Raw genomic sequence first — 24,132 nt, 5'->3', positions numbered from 1 at the left:
GAGTGCGCGCGGCAATGGCAAGCTGAAGAAACACCTGACGGACATGTCGGCGCAACGCAAGGAGGCGGTCCTACGTCCGGAAGATATCGAGGCCGCCGAGAACCTGCCGCTTGGGCGCGAGGCGCTCGACGTGGCGATGGCATGGGCGGTGATCGGCATTTTCGCGATCGTGTTCTTCTCGCTTGTCCATTACATGTCGCTGATCCTGATCCCCGTGACGCTCGCCATCGTCGTCGGCCTGATCCTCGGGCTGGTCGCAGATCGCCTCGGCAAGGCGGGCGTGCCCCGTTTCGGCATTGCCTTCATTCTCTCGACGCTGGTCTTCGCGGCCCTGTTCCTGATCATCAATTCGCTTGCCGAACCGGTCGCGAAGCTGATCCAGGAAGGCCCTAATTTCATCGAGCGGACCATCAACCGCGTCAAGCCGTTCCTCGAAAGCCAGCACTGGATCAACGTTTCGCCCGCGACATTCGAGACCGGGCCGATGTCGATGCAGTCGCTGATCGAGAATTCCGGCAATATCCTTGGCATCGTCACCGCCAACCTGACCCCTGCGATCGTCCAGGGAATGATCTTCTTTGCGGCCCTGCTGCTTTTCCTCTATGGCCGGGTGCGGTTGCGGCGCACGATCATTCTTGCCTTCCCCACACGCCGGCAGCGGCTGATGGCGATCCGGGTGCTCAATTCGATCGACGAGGTGCTCGGTTATTATTTCGCGACCGCCAGCCTCCTCTATCTGGGGCTCGGGGTGGTGATGGCGCTGATCGCCTATTTCGGCGGGCTTTCGATGCCGGTGCTGTGGGGCCTGTTCGCCTTCGTCTCAAGCTTCATCCCGTTCATCGGCATCACGCTGATGACTGTTTCGGTGGCGATCGCCGGCATTCTCACCCATGACGCTTTTTTCCTCGGCCTGATCCCGGCGGCAATCTTCTTCACCGTCCACCTGGCGATGGAGAACCTGCTCTTCCCGGCGATCATGGGCCGGCAGTGGGAAATCAACCCTTTCATCGTCTTCATCGCCATCCTGTTCTGGACCTGGATGTGGGGTGCGGTCGGGGCGATGCTCGCCCTGCCGCTTTCCCTCATCATGATGACGGTGCTGAACGAGCTTTTCCCCGACCGGAAGACGGTGCCGCACCTGCCGGGATGATGTCACTCGTAGAGGTAATACTTTTCCCACTCTTCGCGCGGGACTTTCGAACCGATCTTGTAGTCGAAGGACATCACTTCCAGACCCTTGTCGCCGGTCTCGCACTTGTATTTGAGCCGATACCAGTCGCCGGCACTGCGGAAGACAGCACCCGGCGCCCGGATGGCGTTGCCATCTTCGACCGGCTGGGAAAAGGTATAGGCGATCACCTTATCCGGTTTGAACTCGCCCTTGTTGTCCTTTTTGATGCGATCCATCGCCTCGATATCGCAGCGCTGTTCGCGCCGTTCATCCGGGGCGAGCGCATCGAGCTGCCGGACGATATGGGCATCGAGAGCATGCGCCGGCAGGGCGGAAAGAAGAGCCAATGCTGCGACTGACCAGGGTTTTATCATGTCATTTCCTATCCAATATGACTCGGACGGCCGGAAACTATGAGACGGTCACGCAATTGACCACCTACCAGAACGGGAAATAGGATGATGTGATCGGGTGGAGGTATTGAGGCCGGATGACGGACGGTGCGCTTTCGGATGCCAAGAAGGAACAGATCAAACTGCGCGCAACCTTCCTGAACAATATCGGGATCGGCGCCATTCTGATCGGCGTATTCACGCCGATTGTTCGCGCAATGTACGAGCTTTCCGCGATATCAAGGGATTTGGTCTCCATCGGCGGAACCATGGCAGTTTGCTTTTTATTCGGTGCAGCATTACATTTTGCGGGTAGTTGGATCTTAAGAGGACTCAGCAAATGACACGCGAGCAACTCATCCTGCTTCTGATGCCAGCGGTTGGTTTGGCACTCGTCGTTGCTTTCGTCTTCTGGCAAAGCTGGCGAGATGGTGTTCTGCCGAACCAGAAGCCCAAGAAGAAGTAAGCACGCCACCCTTACCCCGCTTGCCTAGCGCCCAAGCGCCCCCTATCTCTGGCACTCCTCGCATCACAATCGGAGTGCTTCCTTGGCCACCTCCCGCATATCGCCCTTCACCGATCTTCCCGCCGCTCCCGTTGCGCCCAGGAAGCCGGTTTCCGATACCCGCCACGGGATTACCCGCACCGACGACTACGCCTGGTTCCGGGCCGACAACTGGCAGGCGATGTTCAAGGATCCGTCGCTCCTCGATCCGGAAATCCGCAGACATCTGGAGGCCGAGAACGCCTATATGGAAGCGGCCATGGGCGACACGGCCGAGCTGCAGAAGAAGCTGTTTGCCGAGATGCGCGGCCGCATCAAGGAAGACGACAGCTCCGTGCCGATGAAGGACGGGCCGTTCGCCTACGGCACGCTGTTCGTGACCGGCGGCGAACAGCCGCACTATTTCCGCACCCCGCGCGACGGCGGCGAAAAACACCTCCTGCTCGACGGCGACAAGGAAGCGGTGGGCAAGGACTATTTCCGGCTTTCCGGCATCGACCACACGAGCGACCATTCCCGCGGCATCTGGGGTTACGACGACAAGGGGTCGGAATATTTCACCCTGCGCATCCGCGACCTTGCCACGGGCGAAGACCTTGCCGACGTGGTCGAAAATACCGGCGGCGGCGGGGTCTGGGCGCCTGACGGCAAGAGCTTCTTCTATACGCTGCAGGACGAGAACCACCGGCCCTCGAAAGTCTTCCATCACATCGTCGGCCAGCCGCAATCGGAAGACAGACTGGTCTACGAGGAGGAGGATCCGGGTTTCTTCATGGGCGTCGGCGGATCGCTGCTCGACGACTTCATCTATATCGACATCCACGACCACGAGACATCGGAATACCGGCTGCTCTCGACCAAGGATCTGACGGCCGAACCGTCGCTGGTCGCCGAGCGGGAGGAAGGCATCGAATATTCGATGACCGAGGGCGGCGACGTCTTCTACATCCTCACTAATGACGGCGACGCCAAGGATTTCAAGATCTGCCAAACGCCGGTTACCGCGCCGGGCAAAGAGAACTGGACCGAGGTCGTGCCGCACGAGCCCGGCCGGCTGATCATCAGCCACATGGCGTTCGCCCGTTATCTTCTGTGGCTGCAGCGCAAGGACGGGCTGCCGCAGATCATCATCCGCGACCGGACGACCGGCGAGGAACATGCGATCGCCTTTGCGGAAGAGGCCTATTCGCTCGGCCTACAAGGTGCTGCCGAATACGACAGCGACGTCATCCGCTTTTCCTATTCGTCGATGACGACGCCGAGCCAGCTTTACGACTACGACATGACCGCCCGCGAGCGGGTTCTCCTGAAGACCCAGGAAGTGCCGTCGGGCCACAATCCCGACGACTACGTCACCCGCCGTGTGATGGCGCCGGCGCATGACGGCGAACTGGTGCCGGTCTCGCTGCTCTACCGGAAAGATACGCCGCTCGACGGTTCGGCGCCCTGCCTGCTTTATGGCTACGGCGCCTACGGAATCACCATTCCGGCCGGGTTCTCGACCAACAACCTGTCGCTCGCCGATCGCGGCTTCGTTTATGCCATCGCCCATATTCGCGGCGGCAAGGACAAGGGTTTTGCCTGGTACGAGACCGGCAAGATGGAGCACAAGCAGAACACGTTCAAAGACTTCATCGCCGCTGCTGATTATCTGAATCAAGAGAAGTTCACGTCCTACGCGAACATCATCGCTGAAGGCGGTTCGGCCGGCGGCATGCTGATGGGCGGCATCGCCAACATGGCACCGGAAAAATTCGCCGGCATCATCGCCGCCGTTCCCTTCGTCGACGTGCTCAACACCATGCTCGACGATACGCTGCCGCTCACCCCGCCGGAATGGCCGGAATGGGGCAACCCGATCGACAGCCTCGAAGAATACCAGTGGATCGCCGCCTACTCGCCTTACGACAATGTCGAGGCGAAACCCTATCCGCCGATCCTCGCCATTTCCGGTCTGACCGACCCGCGCGTTACCTACTGGGAGCCGACCAAATGGGTTGCCAAGGTCCGCGAGTTCTCGACCGGAACCGCGCCGATCCTTTTGAAGACCAACATGGCAGCCGGCCATGGCGGCAAGTCGGGTCGCTTCCAGCGGCTGGAGGAGATAGCGTTCGAATATGCGTTTGCGATCAAGGTGGCGGGGAAGATGTAAGGGCGATTCTAACGGAGAGGGTATGCCGTGTCCGCCCCCCTCTGGCCTGCCGGCCATCTCCCCCACAGGTGGGGAGATTGGCTGGGCGCTAGCTCACCGCTCTACACTCAGCGTCTCATCCTGCGCGCTGCACGACGCTTGTTTGGAAGCGATGGTCGCGCCGCTTGTGATCTCCCCACCCGTGGGGGAGATGGCCGGCAGGCCAGAGGGGGGCGGATGCGCGATGCCCTTCAATGCAAGTCCGGCGACACCGGAACGCGCTAACGGGTTGCCCTTGGTGAGGTGAGAAATGACTGTCTACATTGCCCTGCTTCGCGCAGTGAATGTCGCCGGAACCGTGCTTCAAATGACGGAACTCAAGGCGATCTGCGAAAATCTCGGCTTCGCCGACGTCAAGACCTATATCCAGAGCGGCAATGTGCTGTTCCGGTCAGATGAGGCGGAGGCAAAGGTGGCCGACAAGCTCGACGAGGCGCTGGGTCGGAAGTTCGGCAGGAAGCCGGGCGTGATGGTGCGCTCCACCGGAGAGCTGGAGGCGATTGCCGAAAACGCGCCCTTCCCCGAGGCCAAGCCGAATTTCCTGCTCGTGCATTTCCTGCCCGAAAACGCCTCGAACGACGCACTCGACAAGATGGTCGCGCCGGATGGCGAGGAGGCTGTCGTCGCCGGGCGCGAGATTTATGTCCATTATCCGATCGGCTCGGGCAAATCGAAGCTGAAGCTGCCGGCGCTGAAACCAGGTACGTCGCGCAATCTCAACACCGTGCGCAAGCTCGCCGAAATGGCCCGCGTCATGGAAGGCTGAACGTCCGATGGCAGGCATCGTCATTCCGATCGTCTGCCATGCTGTCATCTTTCACGTCCCGGGCGTGGCTCGGATTTCGCCCGCCAGAGCGGCTTTACCTTGAGCGGCTAGGGACCCGCAGAGCGATATCCGACAGGTTTATCAGCAACCAGAACGGATGCGGAACGCGCCGAACAGCCGTTCATTGTCATTTTTTTGTCAAGCCCCTGCCGTCAAACCGAAACATCAGACGCAAGCCTCGCGCAAGCTTCGTGCGTTAACTATTTGTTAACCATTCTGAACACGGGCGTTTCGCCATGAAGATCGATAGCGGCCTCAACGGCTATTATTATCCCAACCGGGCACAAGAGATGGACCGGAAAGTCGAAGAAGCGCCCCAGCGCGAGACTGTCGCCGCCCAGCGTTCTCCGAATGCCCTGACGGGAAGCAGCACGTTGCTGTCGCCTTCGCTTGCCAACGCGCTCTGGGTCATGGAAATCGACGATGCGGGTTCCGCAAACGTCGACATGCAGGTGCGGGCCGCCCAGCAGGACTGGGTCGAAGGCCGTTACCAGGAATTCGTCGAATTCTAAAATGCCCTTCTACGCTGCTTGAGCCGGCGTGACCTCCACCGTCACATGCGACAGATCCCGGATGTTCCGGAGCTTATCCTTGTAGAAGGACGGCGCCTGGGGGTTTGGCGTGACCAGCGCGACGATTGCCGCATGGTGCCCCGGCCCTACCTGCCAGACATGCAGGTCGGAAATCCTGTCCTCCTCCGTCTCGACGCTCCGGCGGATTTTGCCTGCCAGTTCCTGGTCATCCGGCTGCGCATCCAGCAATATCGTCGCGGTCACCCGGATCAGCCCCCAAGACCAGCGCGCGATCACCAGGCCGCCGACCACACCCATGACCGGGTCCAGCCAGGACCAGCCGTAGGACCGGCCGAGAGCGAGCGCGACGATCGCCAGCACCGAGGTCAGCGCATCGGCAAGAACATGCAGGTAGGCGGCGCGCAGATTGTGATCCTTGGCAGCCCCGTGCGCATGGGCGCCATGATGACCGTGGTGTCCGTGATGGCCGCCATGATGATGACCGCCGTCATGGGCATGGCCGCCGTCATGGGGATGATGATCCTCCCGCAGCAGCCAGGCGCTGAGCAGGTTGACCGCCAGCCCGGCTACGGCCACGAAGATCGCCTGGTCGAAATCGATCGCAACCGGATTGGCGAGGCGGGCAAAACTCTCCCAGGCGATCAACAGCGCGATCAGGGCGAGCACGATGGCGCTGGCGAAGCCGGCGAGATCGCCAAGCTTGCCGGTGCCGAACGTGTAGCGCGGATTGCGGGCCTGGCGGCGGGCATAGAGATAAGCGAGCGCCGCAATCAGCATGGCGCCGGCATGAGTGGACATGTGCCAGCCGTCGGCCGTCAGCGCCATCGAACCGAAGACCGAGCCGGCGACGATTTCCGCCACCATCATCGTCGCGGTCAGCGCGATCACCAGCCAGACCTTGCGCTCGTTGCGCTCATGGTCGGCGCCCAGAAACACGTGCTCGTGCTCCAGCTCCTCGATGGAATGGGCCATTGTCTTCTCCTTCGTCTCGATCAGCGGATATAGGTGCGGAGCGCCTCGGCGAGTTCGTCCACCGCCTGCGCCCTCTGTTTTTCATTGTCGGCATGCAGCACATGCTCATGGAGGTGATCTTCCATGACCTCGCCGGTCAGCCCGGCGAGCGCGCCGCGGATCGAGGCGAGCAGTTGCAGCACCTCGCCGCAAGGCGCCTCGGCCTCGAGCGCCCGCTCGACCGCCTCCATCTGCCCCTTCAACCGGCGCACCCGCGCCAGAAGCTTTGCCTGTTCCCGAATGGTATGCGCCACGAGCGTCTCCACGTAATATAGGGGGGTACCCTATCTTTCCATGCACAGCCGACACAAGTGGAATCCGAAAGCTCCGCGCAGGTTTCGGGACCTAAGCCGCTAGTGGTCTCACACGAGGAGAGTCGCGATGACGACAATTGGCAGCACCAACCCATATTACGCATCTCTTTACGGTATCCTTGGCAAGAACAGCGGCGACAAGAATGCTTCGGGCGGCAGCGCCAATGACTACGCGGCGCCGCGGCAGTCCGTATCGGGCGGCATGACCGGCAGCGACACGGTGTTCGGCGCGAAACTGGCCGACAGCCTCTGGACGATGGAAAGCCAGGGTGTCGACATCGACCAGAACCCCGGCGATACCTGGCTTGGCGAAGCGCCCTCGACGAAAGACGAGGACGAATTCCTGGGTCTCGCCAAGAAGACCTTCGCCGAGCGCATCCGCGAACAATATCTCAAGGACAAGGATATTACTGAACACGATCTCAAGATCATGTCGGCGAAAGACCGCGAGGCGGTCGAGGCGGATATCCGAAAGGCGATCCTCGAAGCCATGGGCGTCAACGGCCAGAAACAGGAAGCGACGATGGACATGGGCGGCAATCCAGCGGCCCTGGCGCAGGGCAACGCGCAGAAACAACAACAGCAGCAGCAGAACGGCACCGAGGACGATCCGCTGCTCTCCATGTAAGGTTACAAAGCCTTCAGCGGCCGCAGCCTTGTCAGCCAGGGCTGTGGCCGTTTTACGTTGGGCGACCGGCGCCATGTCCCCCGCTTGCCTTCATGCCGATGACTGACTAGATAATTCCTCTAGTGACTAGAGCTACAAGAGGAATTTTCAGCCATGCTGTCGATCGGCGACCTTTCGAAACGCACCGGCGTCAAGGTGCCGACCATCCGCTATTACGAGCAGATGGGTCTTATCGAAGCGGCGGAACGTTCGGAGGGCAACCAGCGACGTTATGAGCGAAACGACCTCGAACGGCTCGCCTTCATCCGACACGCCCGCGACCTCGGGCTCGACATCCCGGCGATCCGCGAACTGATCGCGCTCAGCCAGCACCCCGACCTCCCTTGCGTCAACGCCGACAGGATCGCCGCCGATCATCTGGTCGCCGTGCGCGAAAAGATCGAGAAGCTCAAGAAGCTGGAGCACGAACTCGAACGGATCATCTCGCACTGCGACGGCCATTCGATCGAGGACTGTTATGTGATCCGGGCGCTATCCGACCACGGGCTGTGCGAGGGGGAGCATTGACGGGCGGCGACGGCTTGCCTTAAGCGGCAGCCTCGATGTCGAATTCCAGGTGGATACGATCATAGGGAAAGACGATCCCCCCGCCCTCGGCCTTATCGATCACGCCACTGACCAGCAACATGTCCACGTCGCTGTGCACACCCTTGAAATCCCGGTCGACCCTGCGGGCCACCTCCCGAATGCTCAAAGGCCCCTGGCCCGTCATCGCCTGCACGATTTCCAGCCGTTTCGGCGCCAGAACACGATGGAGCATCTCCCAGGAAGGAAATGACAATACACTCGTCGCGGGCCTGCGCTCACCGACTTTGGACGCCTTTACGGCTTCAGAAACCGACGCCATGGACTGTTCGAGCGTTTCGATCTTCACCTTAAGGGTTGTCACGCAGCCATCCTCTCACGTCGGCAGTGAAATCGGCCAGAAGCTGGTCGATATCCTTGAAAAAATAGGCTGTTTCCAGCGTACCGAAATGCCTGTGATCGCCTTTTCCAGCTTCATTGTCATATCGCAACACGCACTCGCCTCCGGCCACCAGCGCCATGCTGTACTTGAATTCATGAGCGCTTCCGCGTAGCGAAGCCGGCACCTGCCAGATCACGACTTCAACGAACACGCCTTCCCGCAGATAGCTACGCGTCCTCTGAACCAATGTCGCTTTCGCCATTCGAGGCCTCGTGATGCCTGATGTAATATACTCCATCACGAGCAATCGGCAAGCAGGAAGGCGCCTATCGGAACCGCGCATTGGACGGGCGGGGTGGAGACGCAACGGGAAGGAATGCAGATGACCGAACAGATGCCAACCACGCCGCCCACCCTCTTCCCCGCCCTCGCCCCATACCAGACCGGCTTCCTCGACAGGCCCGACGGCAACCGGATCTTCTTTGCCCTTTCCGGCAATCCAGGCGGCAAGCCGGTGCTGTTGCTGCATGGTGGGCCGGGGTCTGGCATGTCGGAAAGCGCCAGGCGGCATTTCGATCAGGCGGTGTGGCGCATCATCCAGTTCGATCAGCGCGGCTGCGGGAACAGCACGCCGAATGCCGGGGATTTCAGAAACGATCTCGCCGACAACACGACACAGCATCTGATCGGCGATATCGAGGCTTTGCGGAAGCACCTGCAGGTGGGATGCTGGCTGGTATTCGGCTCCTCCTGGGGCGCGACGCTGGCGTTGGCCTATGCGCAGGCGTTTCCCGAACACGTCCGCGCGATCATCCTCGCCGGCGTCACAACAACGCGCTTTACCGAGATCGGCTGGCTCTATGACGGGCTGTCGATCTTCCTGCCGGAGGCCTGGGAAAAGTTCGTCGCGGCCATTCCGGAGCCCTTGCGCGACCGCCATCCTGTTTCCTCCTACCATGCGCTTCTCAACGACCCGGACCCGGCTATCCGCCAGAAGGCCGCTTTCGATTGGCATCATTGGGAGGCAGGCTCGATCTCGGCGGAACCGCAGGCCGGACTGCCGGCCCGCTGGCAGGATCCGGCTTTCGTGCTCGCCCGGGCGCGGCTCTGCGTCCATTATTTCGAGAACCGTGCCTGGCTGGAGGATGGCCAGCTATTGCGCGAGGCTTATCGGCTTGCCGGGATAGCGGGCGTGCTGATCCAGGGCCGGCTCGACCTGCAGGGGCCGCCGGCGACTGCCTTCAATCTGGCAAAAGCCTGGCCGGGAAGCGAGCTGGTGATGATCGAGAATGCCGGCCATTCTACCGCCGATCAGGGCATGGCGGAGGCGATCGTGGCGGCCGCCAGCCGTTTCGCGGATGGCGCTTGACAAGATTTGAGATCGGGAGCATCTAGACGCCATGATCAACACGCGCACGACCACCGCCTGCTCGTATTTTTGGGCCTTCCTTTAAAGGGCGGCTCGACAGATCACCATGTCAACAAGCCGCCGTCAGGCGGCTTTGTTGTTTCAAACGGCACCTGACGGCAAGAAGACCGAAAAAGGATGCCGGAAATGACGGAAGATACCGATATCACCCTGCCCCGCCCGCCGGTCGTGACGATCCGCAACGCGAAATCGCGCGACCTGCCGGAACTCAACGAAATGATCGCGCTGYTTGCCGCGCATCACAACGACCCCGCCGCCATCACCCCCGAAAAACTCGAGCGTGACCTGTTCGGCGCCATGCCCTGGATCAGCGCGCTTGTTGCCGATACCGGCTCGGATCTGATCGGCTACGCTATCCTCGTGCCACTCTACCGGGCGCAAGAAGGCACCCGCGGCATGGACCTGCACCATCTCTTCGTGCGCGACGGCCATCGCGGCCACGGCATCGGCCAGCATCTCGTGTCACGCGCCCGCGAAATCGCCAAAAATGCCGGCTGCGACTATCTTTCGGTCAGCGCCGCCACCGGCAATTTCGCCGCCCACCGCTTCTACGAACAGATGGATTTCAAGCCGCGCCCGGTCACCGGCATGCGCTACACTCAGGCGCTGGCGTGAAATCTGCGGCCGAGGCCTATCCGGCGGCCTTGGCCAGGATTTCGCCTGCCCATTCGTTGAGGCTTTTTCCAGCCAGTTCCGCTGCTTTTGCGGCACGGGCGTGAACGTCGGGGTCGATGCGAAACATCACCCGGCCGGAATAGGGCTTGTGCGGAGATTTTCCAAGTCGTTCACAGGTTTCCAGATAATCGTCGACCGCCTCGTGGAAGGCGGTCTTGAGATCGACGACGGAATCGGCGTGAAAGCCGACGACATCGGCGATGCCGGCGATGTGCCCGACAAAAATCTCGTCTTCGGCATCGAATTCGATGCGGGCCGAGTATCCCTTATATTCCAAGACATTCATGGCTCTATTCCTAACTGAGACAGAAAAAGCCGCGCATCCTTGATCTGATATCGCTTCGCTTCCTTATCCGGGTGGGGTCGATGGAAAAACACGACCAATCCGTCTTTTTCAAAACGAACTCGCGATCCACTGCCCTCGAGCAGATGGCATCCAACCGCGATCAAAAGATTTTCGACGTCGCTCCAATCGATGGACGGCGACACCGAATCCCGAAATATGGCGACAAGCGTCTTGCGCTGCTTGCTGTTCATGCTAGCACTTTAATGCATGCTAGCAGATTTTGCAAGCAATCCACCTACCTCGCCGGCACCGCCTTCAGGTAGGCCGCAATCGCTTCCAGATCGCTTTTTGGCAGATGGGCGATGTTCTGCTGTACCTCGACCATCGAGCCGCCGACGGTGTCGAAATCGGGGGTAAAACCGGTTTCGAGATAACCGGCGATGTCGCTCTCGCTCCAGGAACCGATATCCTTCGAGCCCGGCGTGATGTTGGGGATGGTTCCCTTGCCTTCCGGATTGGGACCGCCGGCAAGCCAGCGGTCGGGGAAAAAACCGCCCGTCGCGTCGCGCGGCGTATGACATTCGCCGCAATGGCCGGGCCCTTCGACCAGGAACTGGCCGCGCTTGACCTTGTCATCGAGCGACGCGAGCTCAACCCGCGGCTGGTCGTTGAAATAGAGCAATTTCCAGCCGCCGACCGCCAGGCGGATATTGTAGGGGAACGGCAGCTCGTGCGGCGGGGCGACATTGGGGCTCGCCGGCAGGGTCTTCAGGTACCCGAAGAGATCGTTGACATCCTTGGCCGAAAGCCTGGAATAGGAACCGTAGGGGAAAGACGGAAAAAGGTGTTCGCCGTCAGGCCCAACGCCGCGGGTGGTGGCATTGCCGAACTGCGCCAGCGTCCAGTTGCCGATGCCGGCTTTCGGGTCGGGCGAGATATTGGGAATATGAAACGTGCCGAACGGGCTCGGCAGCGCCCTGCCCCCGGAGAGAACCTTGAGTGCATCGCCGGTGGCGCCGGTCGCGGCATGACAGCTCGCGCAGCCGCCGGCCCAGAAAAGCTGCTCCCCCTTGGCAAGATCGGGGGCGCCGAGACCTGCCCAATAGGAATCTGGATAGGGATCGGGCTTGGTCGGCGCCCAGGCCATGGCTGTGCCGGCGGCGATCACCACGACGCCAGCCGCCAAGATTCTTGACCATATCGATGCCATTGCCTTCATCCTCTGGCGTTACTTTGCAATGCAAGGACGGCCGCAGAAAACTGCGGCCGTCCCGATGCTAAGGGCCGCGATCACTTCAGGCGAAAATTCTGATGGCAGGTGTTGCAGGTGCCGCCGAGYGTCTGCAGCGCCTTGCCGACAGCGGCCTGATCTGCCGGCATGGACGCCAGAACAGCCTCCGCATCGGAGCCGAGCTTCTGTGCGTTCCCACGGAATTCGGCGTTCTTTTCCCAGATGGCCGGTGCCGCCTTGGTCTTGTCGCCCGTCTCGGAACCTGCCGGGAACTGATCGGGGAAAGCCTTGATATTGGTGCTGATCGTGGTCAGCGCCGTGCGGACCGCTGCCTGGTCATAGGGTTTTTCGCCCTTGGCGATGCCACCCAGAGCGCCGGCTGCGCCGCCAATACCCTTCATCAGCGCCTGGCGCTTGGCAATTGGGGTTTCCTGCGCGGTCACAGCCGTAAATCCAAGACAGAGTACGGCCGCGGCGGCGGCAATCAGTTTAAACTTCATCCATTCTTCTCCTCATTGAGCCGGTCACGCCGGCGCAGTTTTGCGAGGATCATGATTGCCGGCTTATGCGTTTGAAAAAAGTAACGTTCCTGTCATGACGCCGCGAGCGGCCCGCCTGTTGCCCGTCGGGCACGGAATATGAAGGAACTGTGTCTGTTGCCCGGACGGCCGTCGCCTGCCCTTCAGGCCATCACCCCTTCCCAGAGCGTCAGCATGGACACGGCAAGCAGCAGCAGGCCGGCGATCCGTCCCACCCAGATCGTCGCATTGCCGTTGCCGACCAGGAATTTTCGCGCGTGGCCGGCGGCGGCGGCGAGACCGCCATAGATCGCGAACTGGGTCGTGGCTGTCATCGCCGCCATGATTGTCGCCTGTGGGGCAAGCGGGCCGAAATCCGGCCGCAAGAACTGCGGATAGACGGCGAGCATGAACAGATAGGCCTTGGGATTGATGAGGCAGGTGACCGCGCCGCGCCGGAACGCTTCCCAGTTCGACCGCGTGTCCGCCGGGCCGACATGATCGACGGTGATCGAACTGCGGATCAGGCTCACTCCGATCCAGGCCATGTAGAGCGCGCCGACGATCAAAAGCGGCTTGAACAGGACCGGCATCAGGCTTGCGAGCAGGCCGACGCCGACCGCGCCATAAAGCGAGTGCACCAGCCCGCCGGCGATGATGCCGGCGGTGGCAGCCATGCCCGCGGTGCGTCCGCGGGTCAGCGAATTGGCGAGCACGAAGATCATGTCCATGCCCGGCACGACGATGATGCCGAACAGAAGCGTAAAAAAGAGCCAGAGGTTTTCGGTGTAAGTCATGTCAGTTTCCAGAGCCTTGGATCATCGGCTTCGAATGCCGAAGCCTTGTTTTTCAATCGGATATGCGCTCCTATACGGCAGCTCAACTGACAGCGTGTTGTCAGTAGCGATCGTCTGCCCACAAGGAAACCCGACATGCGCAAGGCCTCGCGCCTGTTCGAGATCATCCAGATCCTCCGGCTTGCCAGAAAGCCGGTGACGGCGGCGGAGATCGCCGTTCAGCTGGAAGTCACCGTGCGCTCGATCTACCGGGATATCGCGGCGCTTCAGGCGATGCGGGTGCCGATCGAAGGCGGGCGCGGCATCGGTTATATCCTGCGCCCCGGTTTCACGCTGCCGCCGCTGATGCTGTCGATCGAGGAGACGGAGGCGATCGTGCTGGCGCTCGCGCTGCTGGAACGGACCGGCGACACGGAACTGCGGCAGGCGGCCAAGCAGGTGAACCGCAAGATCGCCGCCGTAGTGCCGGCGCCGCTTGCCGGCACGTTTTCCGCCAATGCGCTGCATGCCTGGGGCTCGGTCGCGCCGGTGCCGGACGCGCTTGACCTGGCGATGGTGCGCCGGGCGATCCGCGACGAACAGAAGCTGGCGCTCGACTACCGCGACGAATATGGCCGTGCCACGGAACGGACGATCCGGCCGGTGGCACTGATCTATTATTCACAGACAGCCAATATCGTCGCCTGGTGCGAACTGAGGCAGGCGATCCGCAATTTTCGCGCCGACCGGGTGGAGCATTGCGAACTGGCGGAAGATTTCTTCCGTGGCGAAGGCGAAAAACTGCGGTCGCTGTGGGTTCAGGGCTGGAGCAGTCCGCCGATGTGACCGCCCCGTGACCTTCGCCCTCCCCTGACAGCCGGCGGCTTTATCCCTATGGTGCGCCCGCTTCGTCAGGAATCAGCAGGGCATGGGAGACATCGAATGCGCAAGGCCATCATCGTCTGGGGCGGATTGAAGATCCATGAACCGGAGGAATGCGCAGGCATTACCGGCGACATCCTTCGCGAGGACGGGTTTTCGGTCGAGATTACGGGCGATCTCGGCATCTTCGGTTCCCAGAATATCGCCGCTGCCGACCTGCTGGTGCCGATCATTACCGGCGAAAAGCTGGAAAGGGTGGATGCCAATGCGCTCGTCGAGGCGGTGCGCGGCGGGCTTGGGCTTGGCGGTCACCACGGGGCGCTTGCAACCTCCTTCAAGGAGAGTGCTGCCTTCCGTTATCTTGCCGGGGTCACCTGGGTGGCGCATCCCGGCAATATCATCGACTACCGCGTCAACGTCACTCGCCCCAACGACCCGGTGATGCAGGGCATTGCGGATTTCGACTACCGGTCGGAGCAGTATTACCTGCATTACGACCCGTCGGTCGAAATCCTCGCGACGACGACCTTTACCGGCGAATATGACGAGGCGGTGCGCAACGTGACGATGCCCGTCGTCTTCAAGCGCCATTTCGGCAAGGGACGGATCTTCTATTCGGCGCTTGGCCATGTAGCGGCCGAGTTCGAGCATCCGCAGATGCGCAGCATCCTGCGGCGCGGGCTTTCCTGGGCGGCGCGCGGCTGAGCCTAGAGAGCGAGGGTGCGGCTTTCCTCGCGGCCGTGGCCGATGATCTCGATGCGGTCGGCAAAGATCTCGACGACGGCAAAGGTGTTTTCCGCCTGCGTATCGACCATGCCCTTGAAGTTGACGTACCAGGTGTTTCCGGCACGGCCGAGATTGCCGACGTGGTTATGGCCGTTCAAATAGGCGATGACGTTGCCGGAGCGGGCGAAGAGATCGGTCAGCCGCTCGCAACCCCAGAGATTGTGCTCGTTTTCGGGGTAGAGCGGATAGTGGCCCATGACCACGACCTTCTCGTCCGCCGCACTGGCGCGCGCAAGCACCGCCTCCAGCCAGGCGAACTGCTCGTCGCTAATGCCGCCGTTCCATTCCTTGGCGTTGATCGCGCCCTCGGCCAGCAACGTTTCCAGCCGCTGCTGCGCAAGCGTGTGGCGCGGATGGCCTTCCGGGGTGGAAAACAGACTGATCTCGTTGCCGTCGATCACCACGAAGCGGACGCCGCTTCGGGCAAAGTCGTGCCAGGCGGCCGGCATGCCGAGCCGTTTGTGGACATCATCGAGCTGCTCCGGCGCGACGAAGAAATCGTGATTGCCCGGCATCAGAAAGCTTTCGTGGCGCAGGCCCCGATAGACGGAAAGCACCGGATCGTAGCTCTCCCAGCCGCGGTCGATGAGATCGCCAAGCGTCACCACGAAGGAGAGATCCTCGCCGTTCAGCACATCGATCGCCTGGCGCAGCTTGTCGAGACTGTTGGCGTAATAACGGTCCATCTCCAGCCATGGCGGTAGGTCGGCATATTGCGGATCGGCAATCACGCCGAAGCGGAGGAGCGGTTTTTCGTGGGGCATTTCGCGGAGGTAATAGGTGGCTGTGACAGGCGTGTGACGCCCTGGCATTCGTATCAACAAGGAAACCCGTTAAAGATCGGGCTCACGGCTCGGGGAGGAATTTCTGGTAAAGACATCGTCATCGATGTCGGCATCAAGGTGAAAATTCCGGAGATACCGGACGAGATTGGAGCCATCCTCCGGCACAGCTTTCCCGGCGACCTCAGCGGCTTCGAGGCTGACGATCACCGCCGCCGGCTTTTCATGCTGGGTCATTGTTACGAATTCGCCAGCATCCGCCTGATCGGCAAAGCCGGAAAGGCCCGCCTTGACATTCTTCAAGCTGACATCCGGCAATTCAGCCTCCAAAATTGTTGCAAGAAGCCATTCTGGGTCTTTCCAATAAAAAATCCAAGTGGGAGCAGACCAAAGTCATCGCCATCCGGAAACCCGTCCTTCAAGCGATCACCGTTCCCTGGTGAAAGACGATCTTCCAGCCGGTCGCAGTGTTCCTCCAGAACGTGGAGCGCCGGCTGAGGCGGTCGGGCTCCTCCAGGGTATACGACAGATGATAGAGATCGTCGGCGAAGCGGCTGATGGTGAAATCCCGGCAAGGCCAGTTATGCTGTTCCTGTGTACGGTATCGCTCAAGAAGAGTAGCGATGACGAAATCCCGGCCGTAGACCCTGCCGCTCGCGCCTATCTCCCAGAACGTCTCTTCGGTCATCGCCTCCAGTGCCTCCCGGCTGGTGCCGAATTTACGGTCATCGAAGATCGGCTCGCGGGCGGCGAGTTCCGCAAGGACCATCTCTATCGATTGCTCATCCATAACCTGCTCCCCTGCTGCTTTCCGTCCCGATGACGGAGTTCAAAAACAAAAAACACCCGGCGCCTTGCGACACCGGGTGTTCTCGAAAAGACCGACGATTAAGCCGCGCGATTACTTCGTGGCGGCTTCGTAGCGCTCGAGGACGTAGTCCCAGTTGATCAGGCTGTCGACGAAGGCTTCGAGGTATTTCGGGCGGGCGTTGCGGTAGTCGATGTAATAGGAATGTTCCCAGACGTCGACGCCGAGGATCGGCTCTGCACCGTGAACCAGCGGGTTTTCGCCGTTCGGGGTCTTGGAGATGACGAGCTTGCCGTCTTTTACGGAAAGCCAGGCCCAGCCGGAGCCGAACTGGGTCGTGCCGGCGGCGATCAGGTCAGCCTTGAACTTGTCGTAGCCGCCGAGATCGGAGGCGACCGCCGCCTCGAGCTTGCCCGGCAGCTTGGTGCCGCCGCCGCCCTTCTTCATCCACTTCCAGAAATGGACGTGGTTGTAGTGCTGGGCAGCGTTGTTGAAGAGGCCCTGGTTGGTGCCGAAGGACTTCTTGACGACCTCCTCGAGCGACAGATCAGCCATGCCGGCTTCGGCAGCGAGCTTGTTGCCGTTGTCGACATAAGCCTTGTGATGCTTGTCGTGGTGGAATTCGAGCGTCTCTTTCGACATGAAGGGCGAAAGGGCTTCGTAGTCGTAGGGGAGTTCGGGAAGTTCGAAAGCCATTGGTCTACTCCTTGTTCGATAGCTACCTGGGTTCGGCAGATACCTGGGTAAAGCGTCGTGCGGGAACATAGGAGCGCAAGGCCCAAGAGGCAACGGTAACTTTGCCAAAAATCAAGCCAATCGGGTCAAGAACTTGCTGAAATTTCGAGATACAAGAAACGGGCCAGATCACGATTCGGAGCCCGTTTGATGAAGACCACTTTTGCTCTTGCCGCCGTCCTCCTCGCATCCGGCGTCACCGTTACGCACGCCGCCTCGGACGACGCCTGGTCCAACTTCCGCTCGGAGGTGGCCAAGGGGTGCGTGACCGCCGCCAAGGGGCTGATCGAGAACGGCAAGGCACTGGTCGATCCCTTCGGCAGCCAGAGCTACGGGCTCGCCATCGTCTCCGGCAAGGCGGTCGGCGCCAACGTGACGATCAGCACGATCTGCGCCTTCGACAAGAAGACCCGCAAGGCCGAGATCGGCGGCCAAATCTCCGCAGACAAGCTGACGGTGAAGTAGTCTCACCGGATCAGGCGGCGCAGATGCGCGACCACGACGATGGGCCGACAACTTTTCCGCTCGTCTGGCGACCTTCCCGCGCGGGTAAAACGGGAACCTTTCTTCACGCCTGCGGATTGAAAGCGAACGCCCGTGGCAAAGAGGAGGCTGCATGTCGCTCGACTTCCTGACGTCTGATTTCCTGATCTTCGTTGCCATAGGCTTCTTCGCACAGGTTGTCGACGGGGCGCTCGGCATGGCTTTCGGGGTGCTGACGACGACCAGTCTGCTTGCCATCGGCGTCGCGCCTGCGGCTGCAAGCGCCATGACCCACGTGACGGAGTGTTTCACCACCGCCGCCTCGGGACTGTCGCATCTCTATAACCGCAACGTCGATTGGCGGCTGGTGGCAAGGCTTGCGCCGGCAGGTATGATCGGCGGGGCGATCGGCGCCTATGTTCTGTCGAATATCGACGGCAAGGCGATCGAGCCCTTCGTCTCGGTCTACCTGATCGCCATCGGCCTGTTCATCCTCTACAAGGCCTTTCAGCCGAAGTTTCCGCGCGACGTGCGCGACTGGATCGTGCCTTATGTCGGCGGCGCTGGCGGACTGCTCGATGCGATGGGCGGCGGCGGATGGGGGCCGATCGTCACCAGTTCGCTGCTCGGCCGCGGCCACGACGCGAAGAAGGTGATCGGCTCCACCAACCTCACCGAATTCGCCGTCACCACCCTGATTTCCGCAACCTTCATCATGGCGCTCGGCTGGTCGGAACTATCTTCTGCCCTCGGCCTCATCCTCGGCGGCATCCTGGCCGCCCCGATCGGCGCCTTCATCGTCCGCTACCTGCCGGTCAAACCCCTGATGATCGCCGTCTCGATGATCATCATCGGCACGGCCGCGGTCCGGCTTGTGTGAGGGGAGGACATACGACCGGCCAGACTGGCGGCCGCACGTGGAATATGGCAGACTTATCTCATGAAGAACGACGCCGAAATCTCCGAGGACCTCAGCCGCCGTGTCGACCAGCTCGCGGCCCGCTCCAGGCTGACGCGCGGGCAGATCATCGAAGACGCGCTGGCTCACGGTCGCTCGCTCGCCTGGCAGGAAAAGTGGATCGCTGGGGTGGAGGCAGGGCTTGCCGACGCAGACAACGGCAGTTTCGCGACGGAGGCGGAAATCGCTGCCGTGTTGACCAAGTACGGGCCGGCTTAAGCTTCCCGTGCGGATCGTTTTCACCCGGCGCTATCTACGAGAATTAGCAAGCATCGGAGATTATATCGGCGAGCGTAACCCGCGCGCGGCAGCCCGCGTCGTGCACGAGATCCACTCGAAGACCGTTCGGCTGCTATCGGACAATCCATTTATCGGGCGCCTCGGTGAAATCAGCGGCACGCGCGAGCTGGTGATCGTCAGCACGCCTTACGTCGTCGCCTATCGTGTGACGGAAAACCAGGTGGAGGTGCTTTTCGTCCAGCATGGCGCCCAGGAATGGCCTGACAAGGTGTGACAGCGAAAATGGCGTCCCTTGCCCGATTGTGATAGGCTTGCCCGCGAACAGGAACCGACAGATGCGCCCGAACCGATCGATTACCATCTCCCTGCCGGAAGACATGGCCGAACTCGTCCAGAAGAAAGTCGCGTCCGGCGAATTTGCTAACGAGAGCGAGGTGGTCGCCGAAGGATTGCGGTATCTGGCGGATCATGATGCGGGAATAGAAAGCTGGCTGCGGGACGAGGTCGTGCCGGCGCTGAGAGCGCATGATGCCGATCCCAGCAGGGGGCGCACGATTGAAGAGACGAGAAAAGAACTTGAAGAATACATGCAGACCAGGGATCGAAGATCGATCGGTGCATGAAATATTCAGTCATCCTCTCCCTCGAAGCGCGTCTGGATCTGGCCGATCTGTTCGATTACCTGTCAGGCAAGACCGGAGATGATTTCGCGCGTGCTTATATCCGCAGGATCATTGACCATTGCAATGGCTTCAGCACTTTCCCCAAACGGGGAACCCTCCGCAACGACGTAGAGCCGGGCTTGAGGCTCGTGGGGTATCGCCGAAAGGCAACCATCGCCTTTCGCGTGGATGAGAATACCGTCACGATTGCTCGTATTCTTTATGGTGGCAAAAGCCTTACCGGCGCGGACGACGTCGAAGACGACGAATTCTAACTTATCGCCTGCCTCACACGCCGCCGCCTGGAGGTTTCAGGCCTCGTCGCCGGGGGAGCGGGCCCAGTCCATGTAGAGTTCCAGCGCCTTGCGGGCGACCGGGCCTTCCTGGAGCTGGCGTTCCTCGAAACGGTTGACCGGCACGATCTTGGAATAGTTGCCGGAGGTGAAGATCTCGTCGGCATCCATGAAATCCTCGACCGTCAGCGTCATCTCGCGCACGTCGAAACCGCCGAGGCGCAGGAGGTTGATGACGCGCGAGCGGGTGATGCCGGCAAGGAAGGTGCCGTTGGCGACCGGGGTCATGATCACCCCGTCCTTGACCATGAAGATGTTCGAGGACGCGGTTTCGGCGACATTGCCGTTCATGTCGCGTGCCAGCGCATTGTCGAAGCCGCGGTTGCGCGCTTCCATGATCATGCGGCCGCTATTGGGATAAAGGCTGCCGGTCTTGGCGCCGGTCATCGCCACTTCCGGGTTCGGGCGGCGATAGGGTGAGACGGTGAGCGACGAGGGTTTGGCGGTCTGCATCGGCGCCTCGAATAGGCAGAGCGCGAAACGGGTCGATTCCGGATCGGCGGTGACGACGCTGTAGGGCATGCCGTGTTCCGACCAGTACATCGGCTTGATGTAGATCGCCGTCTTGCCGTCGAACTTCTTGACGCCCTCCCAGGCGAGCGCCTCGATCTCCTCGGGCTGCATCACCGGCTGCATGCCCATGTTCCTGGCCGAGCGGTTGACGCGCTGGCAATGCTGGTCGATATCCGGGGCAATGCCGTCGAACCAGCGGGCGCCGTCGAACACGGTGGAGCCGAGCCACATGGCATGCGAGGTCGGTCCGATCAGCTTCGGATTGCCCTCCAGCCATTCGCCGTCCACGAACGTCCAGGTGTTGGTACGCGGGGCTGTATTGACGGGCATGGCGGTCTCCTTGGTCATTCTGGGTGTCACTCGCATGATGCGCTTCAAAATTGCGGGGTGAGTGAAGTCCGGCCCCGCCACCGAGGTCAAGCGATAATATGAAATGGATCATCACAAAAATTGATAATTTTGCCCATGGAGACCGGGGTGCGGGAGTGGCATGTTCCAGCCAGACACGATCGAAGGAAGACGGAAATGGCATGGTCTGCGGAGCAATATGTGAAATTCGAGGACGAGCGGACTCGGCCGGCGCGCGATCTTCTGGCGCAGGTGCCGCTTGGCTCGGCGTTCCGGGCCTATGACCTCGGCTGCGGCCCGGGCAATTCGACGGAGCTGATCGCGGCACGTTTCGGGGCCGCCAATGTCACCGGCCTCGACAGCGACGACAACATGCTGACGGCGGCGCGCAAGCGCCTGCCCGACACGCAATTCACCAAGGCCGATCTGAAGACCTGGGTGCCGGAAGAGCCGGCCGACCTGCTTTATGCCAACGCCGTGTTCCAATGGGTGCCGGACCATATTTCCGTGCTCGCCCGGCTGATGGACCACCTGGCGCCCGGCGGCGTGCTGGCGGTACAGATGCCGGACAACCTCTCCGAGCCGAGCCATACGCTGATGGAAGAGACCGGTGCCGCCGGCCCGTGGAAGGCCGCTTTCGAAGGCGGCAGGGTGCGCCGCCCGGTCCTGCATCAGCCGGCCGCCTATTTCGACCGGCTGGTGCCGAAATCCGCCCGCGTCGACGTCTGGCACACGGTCTATTACCATCCGCTTGGCGATGCGCATGCGATCGTCGAATGGGTCAAGGCGACCGGGCTCCGCCCCTATCTCGACGCCGCCGGCCCTGCTCATGCCGAAGCCTTTGCGGCCGACTATACCGCCCGCATCGCCAAGGCCTACCCGCCGATGGCCGACGGGCGGGTGCTGTTGCGCTTCCCGCGGTTCTTCATCGTCGCAGTGAAAGCCTGAAGGGCGGCTTCAAGGCGTGCCCCAAGGCTTCAAGGGGTGCCCGGAGGCGGGGCCAGCGGGTTTTGCGCCTGGGGCTGCGTGACTTCCATCCGGCCGACACCGGAATCGTTCATCCAGATGATGCTGAGGACACAACCGACCAGGATCATCAGCACCGCGATAAAAAGCCAACGCATCAAAAACTCTCCCCCGGCCCTCAACCGGAATGTACCCGGCCAAGGAAGTCGCGGATGAGCGGGGCGACCTCGTCGAGATTGGTTTCCAGCAGCCAATGACCACCATCGAGAAGATGAAGTTCCGCCCTCGGCAGGTCGCGCAGGAACGCGCGGGCGGATTTTTCCGGCATGTAGCCGTCCTGGGGACCCCAGACGATCAGGGTCGGCGGCTGGCGATCGCGCAGATATTGCTGATAACGCGGAAACCAGGCGACGTTCTCGCGCAGCCCGGCGATGACATCGACCGCGATCTGCCGCCGCTGCTCATCCATCAGGGCCCAATGCAGTTTCCAGAGGTCGGGCGAGATGCGTTCGGCGATCTCCGGCCGCACTTCGTTGAGGAACTCCTCCCTGAAACCCTCCTCGTTGACGGCGCCGGCGATCTTGCGGCGGCCTTCCTCGGTCGGGTTGCGCCAGAATTCCTGCAGGGCGGCATATTTGGGACCAAGCGCGTCCTCATAGATATCGCCGTTCTGGATGATCAGCGCGGCGATCTTCTCCGGGTGCCGGATCGCCAGGCGCAGACCGATCTGCGACCCGAAATCATGGAGGTAGAGCGCGAACCGGTCGAGACCGAGCGTTTGCGTGAACTCGTCCAGGAAGCCGGTGAAACCATCGAAGTCATAGGCAAAGCCGGAGGGCGTGTCGGTATAGCCCGAGCCCGGAAAATCCGGCGCGACCAGATGCCAGCGATCGGCAAGCCGGGGCATCAATTCGCGGAATTCATAGGACGAGCACGGATAGCCATGCGGCAGCAGAAGCACGGGTGCACCGGCCCTGCCCGCCTCCCGGTAAAACACCTTGATGCCGTTGAGGTCGAGCCACTTGTGTTTTACCCGCATCCTCTTCCGGGGGGCTTCGGTGGTCATGTCCATGATCATCGCTCCTTGGCTGCCAGCCCTTCAAGAAAGGTTCATGCTGGAAATGTTCCGTGACCATTTCGTGGCACCAGGCCGACTTTTCGCATCGCGGCGACGTCGGCGGTTCTCCAGCTTGACGCACCCGGCGCGTAGCCGCAACGCAGCAAAATGGTTGACTCGGGCCGGTTCGGCTTGCACTCTCGACCCTTCCCGTTTTCGTCGTCCTGCCCGAAAAGCCGTTCGAAGCCATGCCGAAACCATCCACATTGTCGCTGACGCAGGATCTGGTCGACCTTTGCTTTCGCGAGGAGCTCGATCCCGGGCAGCCGGCCACGTGGGAGCCGCTGACCGACGACGATTTCATAGAGATCGCCGATCGTCTGGCGGCTGAGATCGGCGAGGATCCGCTTTGGGTGTTTGCCTATGGCTCGCTGATCTGGAAGCCGGGCTTCGATAGCATCGCCTGCCAGCGGGCCGCAGCGTTCGGCTGGCATCGTTCCTTTTCGCTGAGAATCGAGCGCGGCCGCGGCTCGCCGGCACAGCCGGGGCTGATGATGATGCTGTCGCGCGGCGGCCGCTGCGACGGGGTGATCTACCGGGTGGCCGACGACGACAAGCGCGTCCAGATCGAAAAAGCACTGCGCCGCGAGGTCAGCCATCGCGACAGCCTCACCTCGTTCCGCTGGCTGCCGGTCCGCACCCAGGCCGGCGAGACCGTACGGGCGCTGACCTTCTGGGTCGGCGGCACCAGCAAGCGCATCGTCCGGCCGCTGCTGCCGCTCGACGAGGTCGCAAAGGTTCTGGCGCGCGCCTGCGGGCATCGCGGCTCGTGTGCCGAATATCTCTACAATACCGTCGTGCATCTCGCCGAATTCGGCATCCGCGACCGCAATCTCTGGCGGTTGCAGGAGATGGTGGCGAAGGAGATCCGGGTGATGCATGTGCGGGAGGCGGTTGCGGTCGGGGCGTGAGGCGGGAAATGGGAGAGGTCGGGCCGTGTCAGCCCCCCTCTGCCCTGCCGGGCATCTCCCCCACAGGTGGGGAGATTGGCTGGGAGCGCCGGCTCTCCCAAGAAACAGACGCTACTATTCCGCGCAGGTCAATAT

General features: G+C 61.5%; 37 protein-coding genes. 20 read left to right on the top strand and 17 right to left on the bottom strand.

The window, feature by feature from the left end:
* Window positions 1-43 precede the first annotated feature (43 nt).
* Entirely contained in the window at window positions 44-1,150 is a 1,107-nt protein-coding gene (locus tag AC1D3C_RS22235) for an AI-2E family transporter (RefSeq protein WP_477484478.1), read from the top strand.
* Between the two features lie 2 nt (window positions 1,151-1,152).
* Here the strand turns inward: AC1D3C_RS22235 and AC1D3C_RS22230 are convergent, their stop codons facing one another.
* The gene (locus AC1D3C_RS22230; RefSeq protein WP_247137485.1) at window positions 1,153-1,545 is read right to left on the bottom strand and encodes a DUF930 domain-containing protein; all 393 of its coding nucleotides are present in this window, start codon (window positions 1,543-1,545) and stop codon (window positions 1,153-1,155) included.
* A gap of 116 nt (window positions 1,546-1,661) precedes the next feature.
* Between AC1D3C_RS22230 and AC1D3C_RS22225 the strand changes: the two genes are divergently transcribed.
* From AC1D3C_RS22225 to AC1D3C_RS22205, 5 genes are all read left to right on the top strand, one after another.
* The gene (locus AC1D3C_RS22225) at window positions 1,662-1,907 is read left to right on the top strand and encodes a hypothetical protein (RefSeq protein WP_477484372.1); all 246 of its coding nucleotides are present in this window, start codon (window positions 1,662-1,664) and stop codon (window positions 1,905-1,907) included.
* Window positions 1,904-2,029, top strand: coding sequence for a hypothetical protein (locus tag AC1D3C_RS22220; protein WP_275452107.1), 126 nt, complete (start codon window positions 1,904-1,906; stop codon window positions 2,027-2,029). Before AC1D3C_RS22225 ends, AC1D3C_RS22220 begins: the two co-directional genes overlap by 4 nt.
* Before the next feature lie 97 nt (window positions 2,030-2,126).
* Window positions 2,127-4,220, top strand: coding sequence for a S9 family peptidase (locus tag AC1D3C_RS22215; RefSeq protein WP_477484477.1), 2,094 nt, complete (start codon window positions 2,127-2,129; stop codon window positions 4,218-4,220).
* A gap of 289 nt (window positions 4,221-4,509) precedes the next feature.
* Window positions 4,510-5,025: a DUF1697 domain-containing protein gene (locus AC1D3C_RS22210; protein WP_477484371.1), complete on the top strand. Its 516-nt coding sequence runs from the start codon at window positions 4,510-4,512 to the stop codon at window positions 5,023-5,025.
* 296 nt (window positions 5,026-5,321) lie between these two features.
* Window positions 5,322-5,597, top strand: a complete 276-nt coding sequence (locus tag AC1D3C_RS22205; RefSeq protein WP_477484370.1) for a hypothetical protein — start codon at window positions 5,322-5,324, stop codon at window positions 5,595-5,597.
* Window positions 5,598-5,606: 9 nt separating this feature from the next.
* On the opposite strand, the gene dmeF is transcribed toward AC1D3C_RS22205, so the two are convergent.
* Together dmeF and dmeR are read right to left on the bottom strand one after the other, a co-directional pair.
* On the bottom strand, window positions 5,607-6,590 hold the full coding sequence (dmeF, locus tag AC1D3C_RS22200; RefSeq protein ID WP_477484369.1) for a CDF family Co(II)/Ni(II) efflux transporter DmeF: 984 nt from the start codon (window positions 6,588-6,590) through the stop codon (window positions 5,607-5,609).
* Window positions 6,591-6,610: 20 nt separating this feature from the next.
* Window positions 6,611-6,883, bottom strand: a complete 273-nt coding sequence (dmeR, locus tag AC1D3C_RS22195; protein WP_038541037.1) for a Ni(II)/Co(II)-sensing transcriptional repressor DmeR — start codon at window positions 6,881-6,883, stop codon at window positions 6,611-6,613.
* A gap of 127 nt (window positions 6,884-7,010) precedes the next feature.
* Here dmeR and AC1D3C_RS22190 point away from each other — a divergent pair, with 127 nt between their 5' ends.
* Together AC1D3C_RS22190 and AC1D3C_RS22185 are read left to right on the top strand one after the other, a co-directional pair.
* Complete coding sequence (locus tag AC1D3C_RS22190; RefSeq protein ID WP_477484368.1) at window positions 7,011-7,571, top strand: hypothetical protein; 561 nt, start codon at window positions 7,011-7,013, stop codon at window positions 7,569-7,571.
* A gap of 153 nt (window positions 7,572-7,724) precedes the next feature.
* The gene (locus AC1D3C_RS22185; protein WP_038541031.1) at window positions 7,725-8,138 is read left to right on the top strand and encodes a MerR family transcriptional regulator; all 414 of its coding nucleotides are present in this window, start codon (window positions 7,725-7,727) and stop codon (window positions 8,136-8,138) included.
* A 19-nt stretch (window positions 8,139-8,157) separates the two neighbouring features.
* On the opposite strand, the gene AC1D3C_RS22180 is transcribed toward AC1D3C_RS22185, so the two are convergent.
* Both AC1D3C_RS22180 and AC1D3C_RS22175 read right to left on the bottom strand, forming a co-directional pair.
* On the bottom strand, window positions 8,158-8,520 hold the full coding sequence (locus AC1D3C_RS22180; RefSeq protein WP_038541029.1) for an HVO_A0114 family putative DNA-binding protein: 363 nt from the start codon (window positions 8,518-8,520) through the stop codon (window positions 8,158-8,160).
* Complete coding sequence (locus AC1D3C_RS22175) at window positions 8,507-8,836, bottom strand: toxin-antitoxin system TumE family protein (RefSeq protein WP_477484367.1); 330 nt, start codon at window positions 8,834-8,836, stop codon at window positions 8,507-8,509. Before AC1D3C_RS22175 ends, AC1D3C_RS22180 begins: the two co-directional genes overlap by 14 nt.
* 84 nt (window positions 8,837-8,920) lie before the next feature.
* Between AC1D3C_RS22175 and pip the strand changes: the two genes are divergently transcribed.
* The gene (pip, locus tag AC1D3C_RS22170) at window positions 8,921-9,907 is read left to right on the top strand and encodes a prolyl aminopeptidase (RefSeq protein ID WP_477484366.1); all 987 of its coding nucleotides are present in this window, start codon (window positions 8,921-8,923) and stop codon (window positions 9,905-9,907) included.
* A 186-nt stretch (window positions 9,908-10,093) separates the two neighbouring features.
* Window positions 10,094-10,582, top strand: coding sequence for an N-acetyltransferase family protein (locus AC1D3C_RS22165; RefSeq protein ID WP_477484365.1), 489 nt, complete (start codon window positions 10,094-10,096; stop codon window positions 10,580-10,582).
* 16 nt (window positions 10,583-10,598) lie between these two features.
* Here the strand turns inward: AC1D3C_RS22165 and AC1D3C_RS22160 are convergent, their stop codons facing one another.
* The 5 genes from AC1D3C_RS22160 to AC1D3C_RS22140 form a co-directional block, all read right to left on the bottom strand.
* Window positions 10,599-10,928 carry a type II toxin-antitoxin system HicB family antitoxin gene (locus tag AC1D3C_RS22160; RefSeq protein ID WP_477484364.1) on the bottom strand — a complete coding sequence of 110 codons (330 nt, stop codon included), beginning with the start codon at window positions 10,926-10,928 and terminating at the stop codon, window positions 10,599-10,601.
* Window positions 10,925-11,179, bottom strand: coding sequence for a type II toxin-antitoxin system HicA family toxin (locus tag AC1D3C_RS22155; RefSeq protein ID WP_477484363.1), 255 nt, complete (start codon window positions 11,177-11,179; stop codon window positions 10,925-10,927). Before AC1D3C_RS22155 ends, AC1D3C_RS22160 begins: the two co-directional genes overlap by 4 nt.
* A gap of 44 nt (window positions 11,180-11,223) precedes the next feature.
* Entirely contained in the window at window positions 11,224-12,138 is a 915-nt protein-coding gene (locus AC1D3C_RS22150) for a c-type cytochrome (protein WP_477484362.1), read from the bottom strand.
* Window positions 12,139-12,218: 80 nt separating this feature from the next.
* Complete coding sequence (locus AC1D3C_RS22145) at window positions 12,219-12,659, bottom strand: c-type cytochrome (protein ID WP_247037755.1); 441 nt, start codon at window positions 12,657-12,659, stop codon at window positions 12,219-12,221.
* A 182-nt stretch (window positions 12,660-12,841) separates the two neighbouring features.
* Complete coding sequence (locus AC1D3C_RS22140; protein WP_247137475.1) at window positions 12,842-13,474, bottom strand: LysE family translocator; 633 nt, start codon at window positions 13,472-13,474, stop codon at window positions 12,842-12,844.
* A 135-nt stretch (window positions 13,475-13,609) separates the two neighbouring features.
* On the opposite strand from AC1D3C_RS22140, the gene AC1D3C_RS22135 reads away from it, so the two are divergent.
* Together AC1D3C_RS22135 and AC1D3C_RS22130 are read left to right on the top strand one after the other, a co-directional pair.
* On the top strand, window positions 13,610-14,299 hold the full coding sequence (locus AC1D3C_RS22135; protein WP_477484361.1) for a helix-turn-helix transcriptional regulator: 690 nt from the start codon (window positions 13,610-13,612) through the stop codon (window positions 14,297-14,299).
* A gap of 96 nt (window positions 14,300-14,395) precedes the next feature.
* Window positions 14,396-15,040, top strand: coding sequence for a ThuA domain-containing protein (locus tag AC1D3C_RS22130; RefSeq protein WP_477484360.1), 645 nt, complete (start codon window positions 14,396-14,398; stop codon window positions 15,038-15,040).
* 2 nt (window positions 15,041-15,042) lie between these two features.
* Here the strand turns inward: AC1D3C_RS22130 and AC1D3C_RS22125 are convergent, their stop codons facing one another.
* The 4 genes from AC1D3C_RS22125 to AC1D3C_RS22110 all read right to left on the bottom strand — a co-directional run bounded on the left by AC1D3C_RS22125 (window position 15,043) and on the right by AC1D3C_RS22110 (window position 17,407).
* Window positions 15,043-15,885: a metallophosphoesterase gene (locus AC1D3C_RS22125; RefSeq protein ID WP_247138565.1), complete on the bottom strand. Its 843-nt coding sequence runs from the start codon at window positions 15,883-15,885 to the stop codon at window positions 15,043-15,045.
* A 69-nt stretch (window positions 15,886-15,954) separates the two neighbouring features.
* Entirely contained in the window at window positions 15,955-16,206 is a 252-nt protein-coding gene (locus AC1D3C_RS22120; protein WP_477484359.1) for a type II toxin-antitoxin system Phd/YefM family antitoxin, read from the bottom strand.
* Window positions 16,207-16,321: 115 nt separating this feature from the next.
* Window positions 16,322-16,693, bottom strand: coding sequence for a nuclear transport factor 2 family protein (locus tag AC1D3C_RS22115; protein ID WP_038540993.1), 372 nt, complete (start codon window positions 16,691-16,693; stop codon window positions 16,322-16,324).
* Between the two features lie 111 nt (window positions 16,694-16,804).
* The gene (locus AC1D3C_RS22110) at window positions 16,805-17,407 is read right to left on the bottom strand and encodes a superoxide dismutase (RefSeq protein ID WP_038540989.1); all 603 of its coding nucleotides are present in this window, start codon (window positions 17,405-17,407) and stop codon (window positions 16,805-16,807) included.
* A 189-nt stretch (window positions 17,408-17,596) separates the two neighbouring features.
* Here AC1D3C_RS22110 and AC1D3C_RS22105 point away from each other — a divergent pair, with 189 nt between their 5' ends.
* The 6 genes from AC1D3C_RS22105 to AC1D3C_RS22080 all read left to right on the top strand — a co-directional run bounded on the left by AC1D3C_RS22105 (window position 17,597) and on the right by AC1D3C_RS22080 (window position 20,064).
* Window positions 17,597-17,911 carry a hypothetical protein gene (locus AC1D3C_RS22105; protein ID WP_477484358.1) on the top strand — a complete coding sequence of 105 codons (315 nt, stop codon included), beginning with the start codon at window positions 17,597-17,599 and terminating at the stop codon, window positions 17,909-17,911.
* Between the two features lie 166 nt (window positions 17,912-18,077).
* Window positions 18,078-18,809 (top strand): sulfite exporter TauE/SafE family protein, encoded by a 732-nt coding sequence (locus tag AC1D3C_RS22100; protein WP_247037800.1) that lies wholly within the window; start codon window positions 18,078-18,080, stop codon window positions 18,807-18,809.
* Between the two features lie 60 nt (window positions 18,810-18,869).
* Window positions 18,870-19,106, top strand: coding sequence for a CopG family ribbon-helix-helix protein (locus AC1D3C_RS22095; protein ID WP_247037771.1), 237 nt, complete (start codon window positions 18,870-18,872; stop codon window positions 19,104-19,106).
* A gap of 7 nt (window positions 19,107-19,113) precedes the next feature.
* On the top strand, window positions 19,114-19,401 hold the full coding sequence (locus AC1D3C_RS22090) for a type II toxin-antitoxin system RelE/ParE family toxin (protein ID WP_477484357.1): 288 nt from the start codon (window positions 19,114-19,116) through the stop codon (window positions 19,399-19,401).
* Between the two features lie 103 nt (window positions 19,402-19,504).
* Window positions 19,505-19,750 carry a ribbon-helix-helix domain-containing protein gene (locus AC1D3C_RS22085; protein WP_477484356.1) on the top strand — a complete coding sequence of 82 codons (246 nt, stop codon included), beginning with the start codon at window positions 19,505-19,507 and terminating at the stop codon, window positions 19,748-19,750.
* On the top strand, window positions 19,747-20,064 hold the full coding sequence (locus AC1D3C_RS22080) for a type II toxin-antitoxin system RelE/ParE family toxin (protein WP_038540980.1): 318 nt from the start codon (window positions 19,747-19,749) through the stop codon (window positions 20,062-20,064). Before AC1D3C_RS22085 ends, AC1D3C_RS22080 begins: the two co-directional genes overlap by 4 nt.
* Window positions 20,065-20,100: 36 nt before the next feature.
* Here AC1D3C_RS22080 and AC1D3C_RS22075 read toward each other — a convergent pair whose 3' ends face one another.
* A complete protein-coding gene (locus AC1D3C_RS22075) occupies window positions 20,101-20,985 on the bottom strand; it encodes a branched-chain amino acid aminotransferase (protein WP_477484355.1) in 885 nt (294 codons plus the stop codon).
* Window positions 20,986-21,180: 195 nt separating this feature from the next.
* Here AC1D3C_RS22075 and tam point away from each other — a divergent pair, with 195 nt between their 5' ends.
* Window positions 21,181-21,951, top strand: coding sequence for a trans-aconitate 2-methyltransferase (tam, locus tag AC1D3C_RS22070; protein ID WP_477484354.1), 771 nt, complete (start codon window positions 21,181-21,183; stop codon window positions 21,949-21,951).
* 29 nt (window positions 21,952-21,980) lie between these two features.
* Here tam and AC1D3C_RS22065 read toward each other — a convergent pair whose 3' ends face one another.
* Together AC1D3C_RS22065 and AC1D3C_RS22060 are read right to left on the bottom strand one after the other, a co-directional pair.
* Window positions 21,981-22,127, bottom strand: a complete 147-nt coding sequence (locus tag AC1D3C_RS22065; RefSeq protein ID WP_477484353.1) for a hypothetical protein — start codon at window positions 22,125-22,127, stop codon at window positions 21,981-21,983.
* Window positions 22,128-22,147: 20 nt separating this feature from the next.
* Window positions 22,148-23,035 carry an alpha/beta fold hydrolase gene (locus AC1D3C_RS22060; protein WP_477484476.1) on the bottom strand — a complete coding sequence of 296 codons (888 nt, stop codon included), beginning with the start codon at window positions 23,033-23,035 and terminating at the stop codon, window positions 22,148-22,150.
* A gap of 239 nt (window positions 23,036-23,274) precedes the next feature.
* On the opposite strand from AC1D3C_RS22060, the gene AC1D3C_RS22055 reads away from it, so the two are divergent.
* On the top strand, window positions 23,275-23,997 hold the full coding sequence (locus AC1D3C_RS22055; RefSeq protein WP_477484352.1) for a gamma-glutamylcyclotransferase: 723 nt from the start codon (window positions 23,275-23,277) through the stop codon (window positions 23,995-23,997).
* Window positions 23,998-24,132: the final 135 nt, after the last annotated feature.

This window comes from Neorhizobium sp. P1_A6 (assembly GCF_056406795.1).
The sequence above is the reverse complement of the archived record's forward strand: the minus strand, read 5'-3'. Positions and strand labels throughout refer to the sequence as shown.

What these genes read in the sequence shown, in the direction of transcription:
- AC1D3C_RS22235 (WP_477484478.1), top strand. Translation starts at nt 44, where the DNA reads ATGTCGGCGCAACGCAAGGAGGCGGTCCTACGTCCGGAAGATATCGAG.
- AC1D3C_RS22230 (WP_247137485.1), bottom strand. Translation starts at nt 1,545, where the DNA reads ATGATAAAACCCTGGTCAGTCGCAGCATTGGCTCTTCTTTCCGCCCTG.
- AC1D3C_RS22225 (WP_477484372.1), top strand. Translation starts at nt 1,662, where the DNA reads ATGACGGACGGTGCGCTTTCGGATGCCAAGAAGGAACAGATCAAACTG.
- AC1D3C_RS22220 (WP_275452107.1), top strand. Translation starts at nt 1,904, where the DNA reads ATGACACGCGAGCAACTCATCCTGCTTCTGATGCCAGCGGTTGGTTTG.
- AC1D3C_RS22210 (WP_477484371.1), top strand. Translation starts at nt 4,510, where the DNA reads ATGACTGTCTACATTGCCCTGCTTCGCGCAGTGAATGTCGCCGGAACC.
- AC1D3C_RS22205 (WP_477484370.1), top strand. Translation starts at nt 5,322, where the DNA reads ATGAAGATCGATAGCGGCCTCAACGGCTATTATTATCCCAACCGGGCA.
- dmeF (WP_477484369.1), bottom strand. Translation starts at nt 6,590, where the DNA reads ATGGCCCATTCCATCGAGGAGCTGGAGCACGAGCACGTGTTTCTGGGC.
- AC1D3C_RS22190 (WP_477484368.1), top strand. Translation starts at nt 7,011, where the DNA reads ATGACGACAATTGGCAGCACCAACCCATATTACGCATCTCTTTACGGT.
- AC1D3C_RS22185 (WP_038541031.1), top strand. Translation starts at nt 7,725, where the DNA reads ATGCTGTCGATCGGCGACCTTTCGAAACGCACCGGCGTCAAGGTGCCG.
- AC1D3C_RS22175 (WP_477484367.1), bottom strand. Translation starts at nt 8,836, where the DNA reads ATGGAGTATATTACATCAGGCATCACGAGGCCTCGAATGGCGAAAGCG.
- pip (WP_477484366.1), top strand. Translation starts at nt 8,921, where the DNA reads ATGACCGAACAGATGCCAACCACGCCGCCCACCCTCTTCCCCGCCCTC.
- AC1D3C_RS22160 (WP_477484364.1), bottom strand. Translation starts at nt 10,928, where the DNA reads ATGAATGTCTTGGAATATAAGGGATACTCGGCCCGCATCGAATTCGAT.
- AC1D3C_RS22155 (WP_477484363.1), bottom strand. Translation starts at nt 11,179, where the DNA reads ATGAACAGCAAGCAGCGCAAGACGCTTGTCGCCATATTTCGGGATTCG.
- AC1D3C_RS22150 (WP_477484362.1), bottom strand. Translation starts at nt 12,138, where the DNA reads ATGGCATCGATATGGTCAAGAATCTTGGCGGCTGGCGTCGTGGTGATC.
- AC1D3C_RS22140 (WP_247137475.1), bottom strand. Translation starts at nt 13,474, where the DNA reads ATGACTTACACCGAAAACCTCTGGCTCTTTTTTACGCTTCTGTTCGGC.
- AC1D3C_RS22135 (WP_477484361.1), top strand. Translation starts at nt 13,610, where the DNA reads ATGCGCAAGGCCTCGCGCCTGTTCGAGATCATCCAGATCCTCCGGCTT.
- AC1D3C_RS22130 (WP_477484360.1), top strand. Translation starts at nt 14,396, where the DNA reads ATGCGCAAGGCCATCATCGTCTGGGGCGGATTGAAGATCCATGAACCG.
- AC1D3C_RS22125 (WP_247138565.1), bottom strand. Translation starts at nt 15,885, where the DNA reads ATGCCCCACGAAAAACCGCTCCTCCGCTTCGGCGTGATTGCCGATCCG.
- AC1D3C_RS22115 (WP_038540993.1), bottom strand. Translation starts at nt 16,693, where the DNA reads ATGGATGAGCAATCGATAGAGATGGTCCTTGCGGAACTCGCCGCCCGC.
- AC1D3C_RS22110 (WP_038540989.1), bottom strand. Translation starts at nt 17,407, where the DNA reads ATGGCTTTCGAACTTCCCGAACTCCCCTACGACTACGAAGCCCTTTCG.
- AC1D3C_RS22105 (WP_477484358.1), top strand. Translation starts at nt 17,597, where the DNA reads ATGAAGACCACTTTTGCTCTTGCCGCCGTCCTCCTCGCATCCGGCGTC.
- AC1D3C_RS22095 (WP_247037771.1), top strand. Translation starts at nt 18,870, where the DNA reads ATGAAGAACGACGCCGAAATCTCCGAGGACCTCAGCCGCCGTGTCGAC.
- AC1D3C_RS22085 (WP_477484356.1), top strand. Translation starts at nt 19,505, where the DNA reads ATGGCCGAACTCGTCCAGAAGAAAGTCGCGTCCGGCGAATTTGCTAAC.
- AC1D3C_RS22080 (WP_038540980.1), top strand. Translation starts at nt 19,747, where the DNA reads ATGAAATATTCAGTCATCCTCTCCCTCGAAGCGCGTCTGGATCTGGCC.
- AC1D3C_RS22075 (WP_477484355.1), bottom strand. Translation starts at nt 20,985, where the DNA reads ATGCCCGTCAATACAGCCCCGCGTACCAACACCTGGACGTTCGTGGAC.
- tam (WP_477484354.1), top strand. Translation starts at nt 21,181, where the DNA reads ATGGCATGGTCTGCGGAGCAATATGTGAAATTCGAGGACGAGCGGACT.
- AC1D3C_RS22065 (WP_477484353.1), bottom strand. Translation starts at nt 22,127, where the DNA reads ATGCGTTGGCTTTTTATCGCGGTGCTGATGATCCTGGTCGGTTGTGTC.
- AC1D3C_RS22060 (WP_477484476.1), bottom strand. Translation starts at nt 23,035, where the DNA reads ATGACCACCGAAGCCCCCCGGAAGAGGATGCGGGTAAAACACAAGTGG.
- AC1D3C_RS22055 (WP_477484352.1), top strand. Translation starts at nt 23,275, where the DNA reads ATGCCGAAACCATCCACATTGTCGCTGACGCAGGATCTGGTCGACCTT.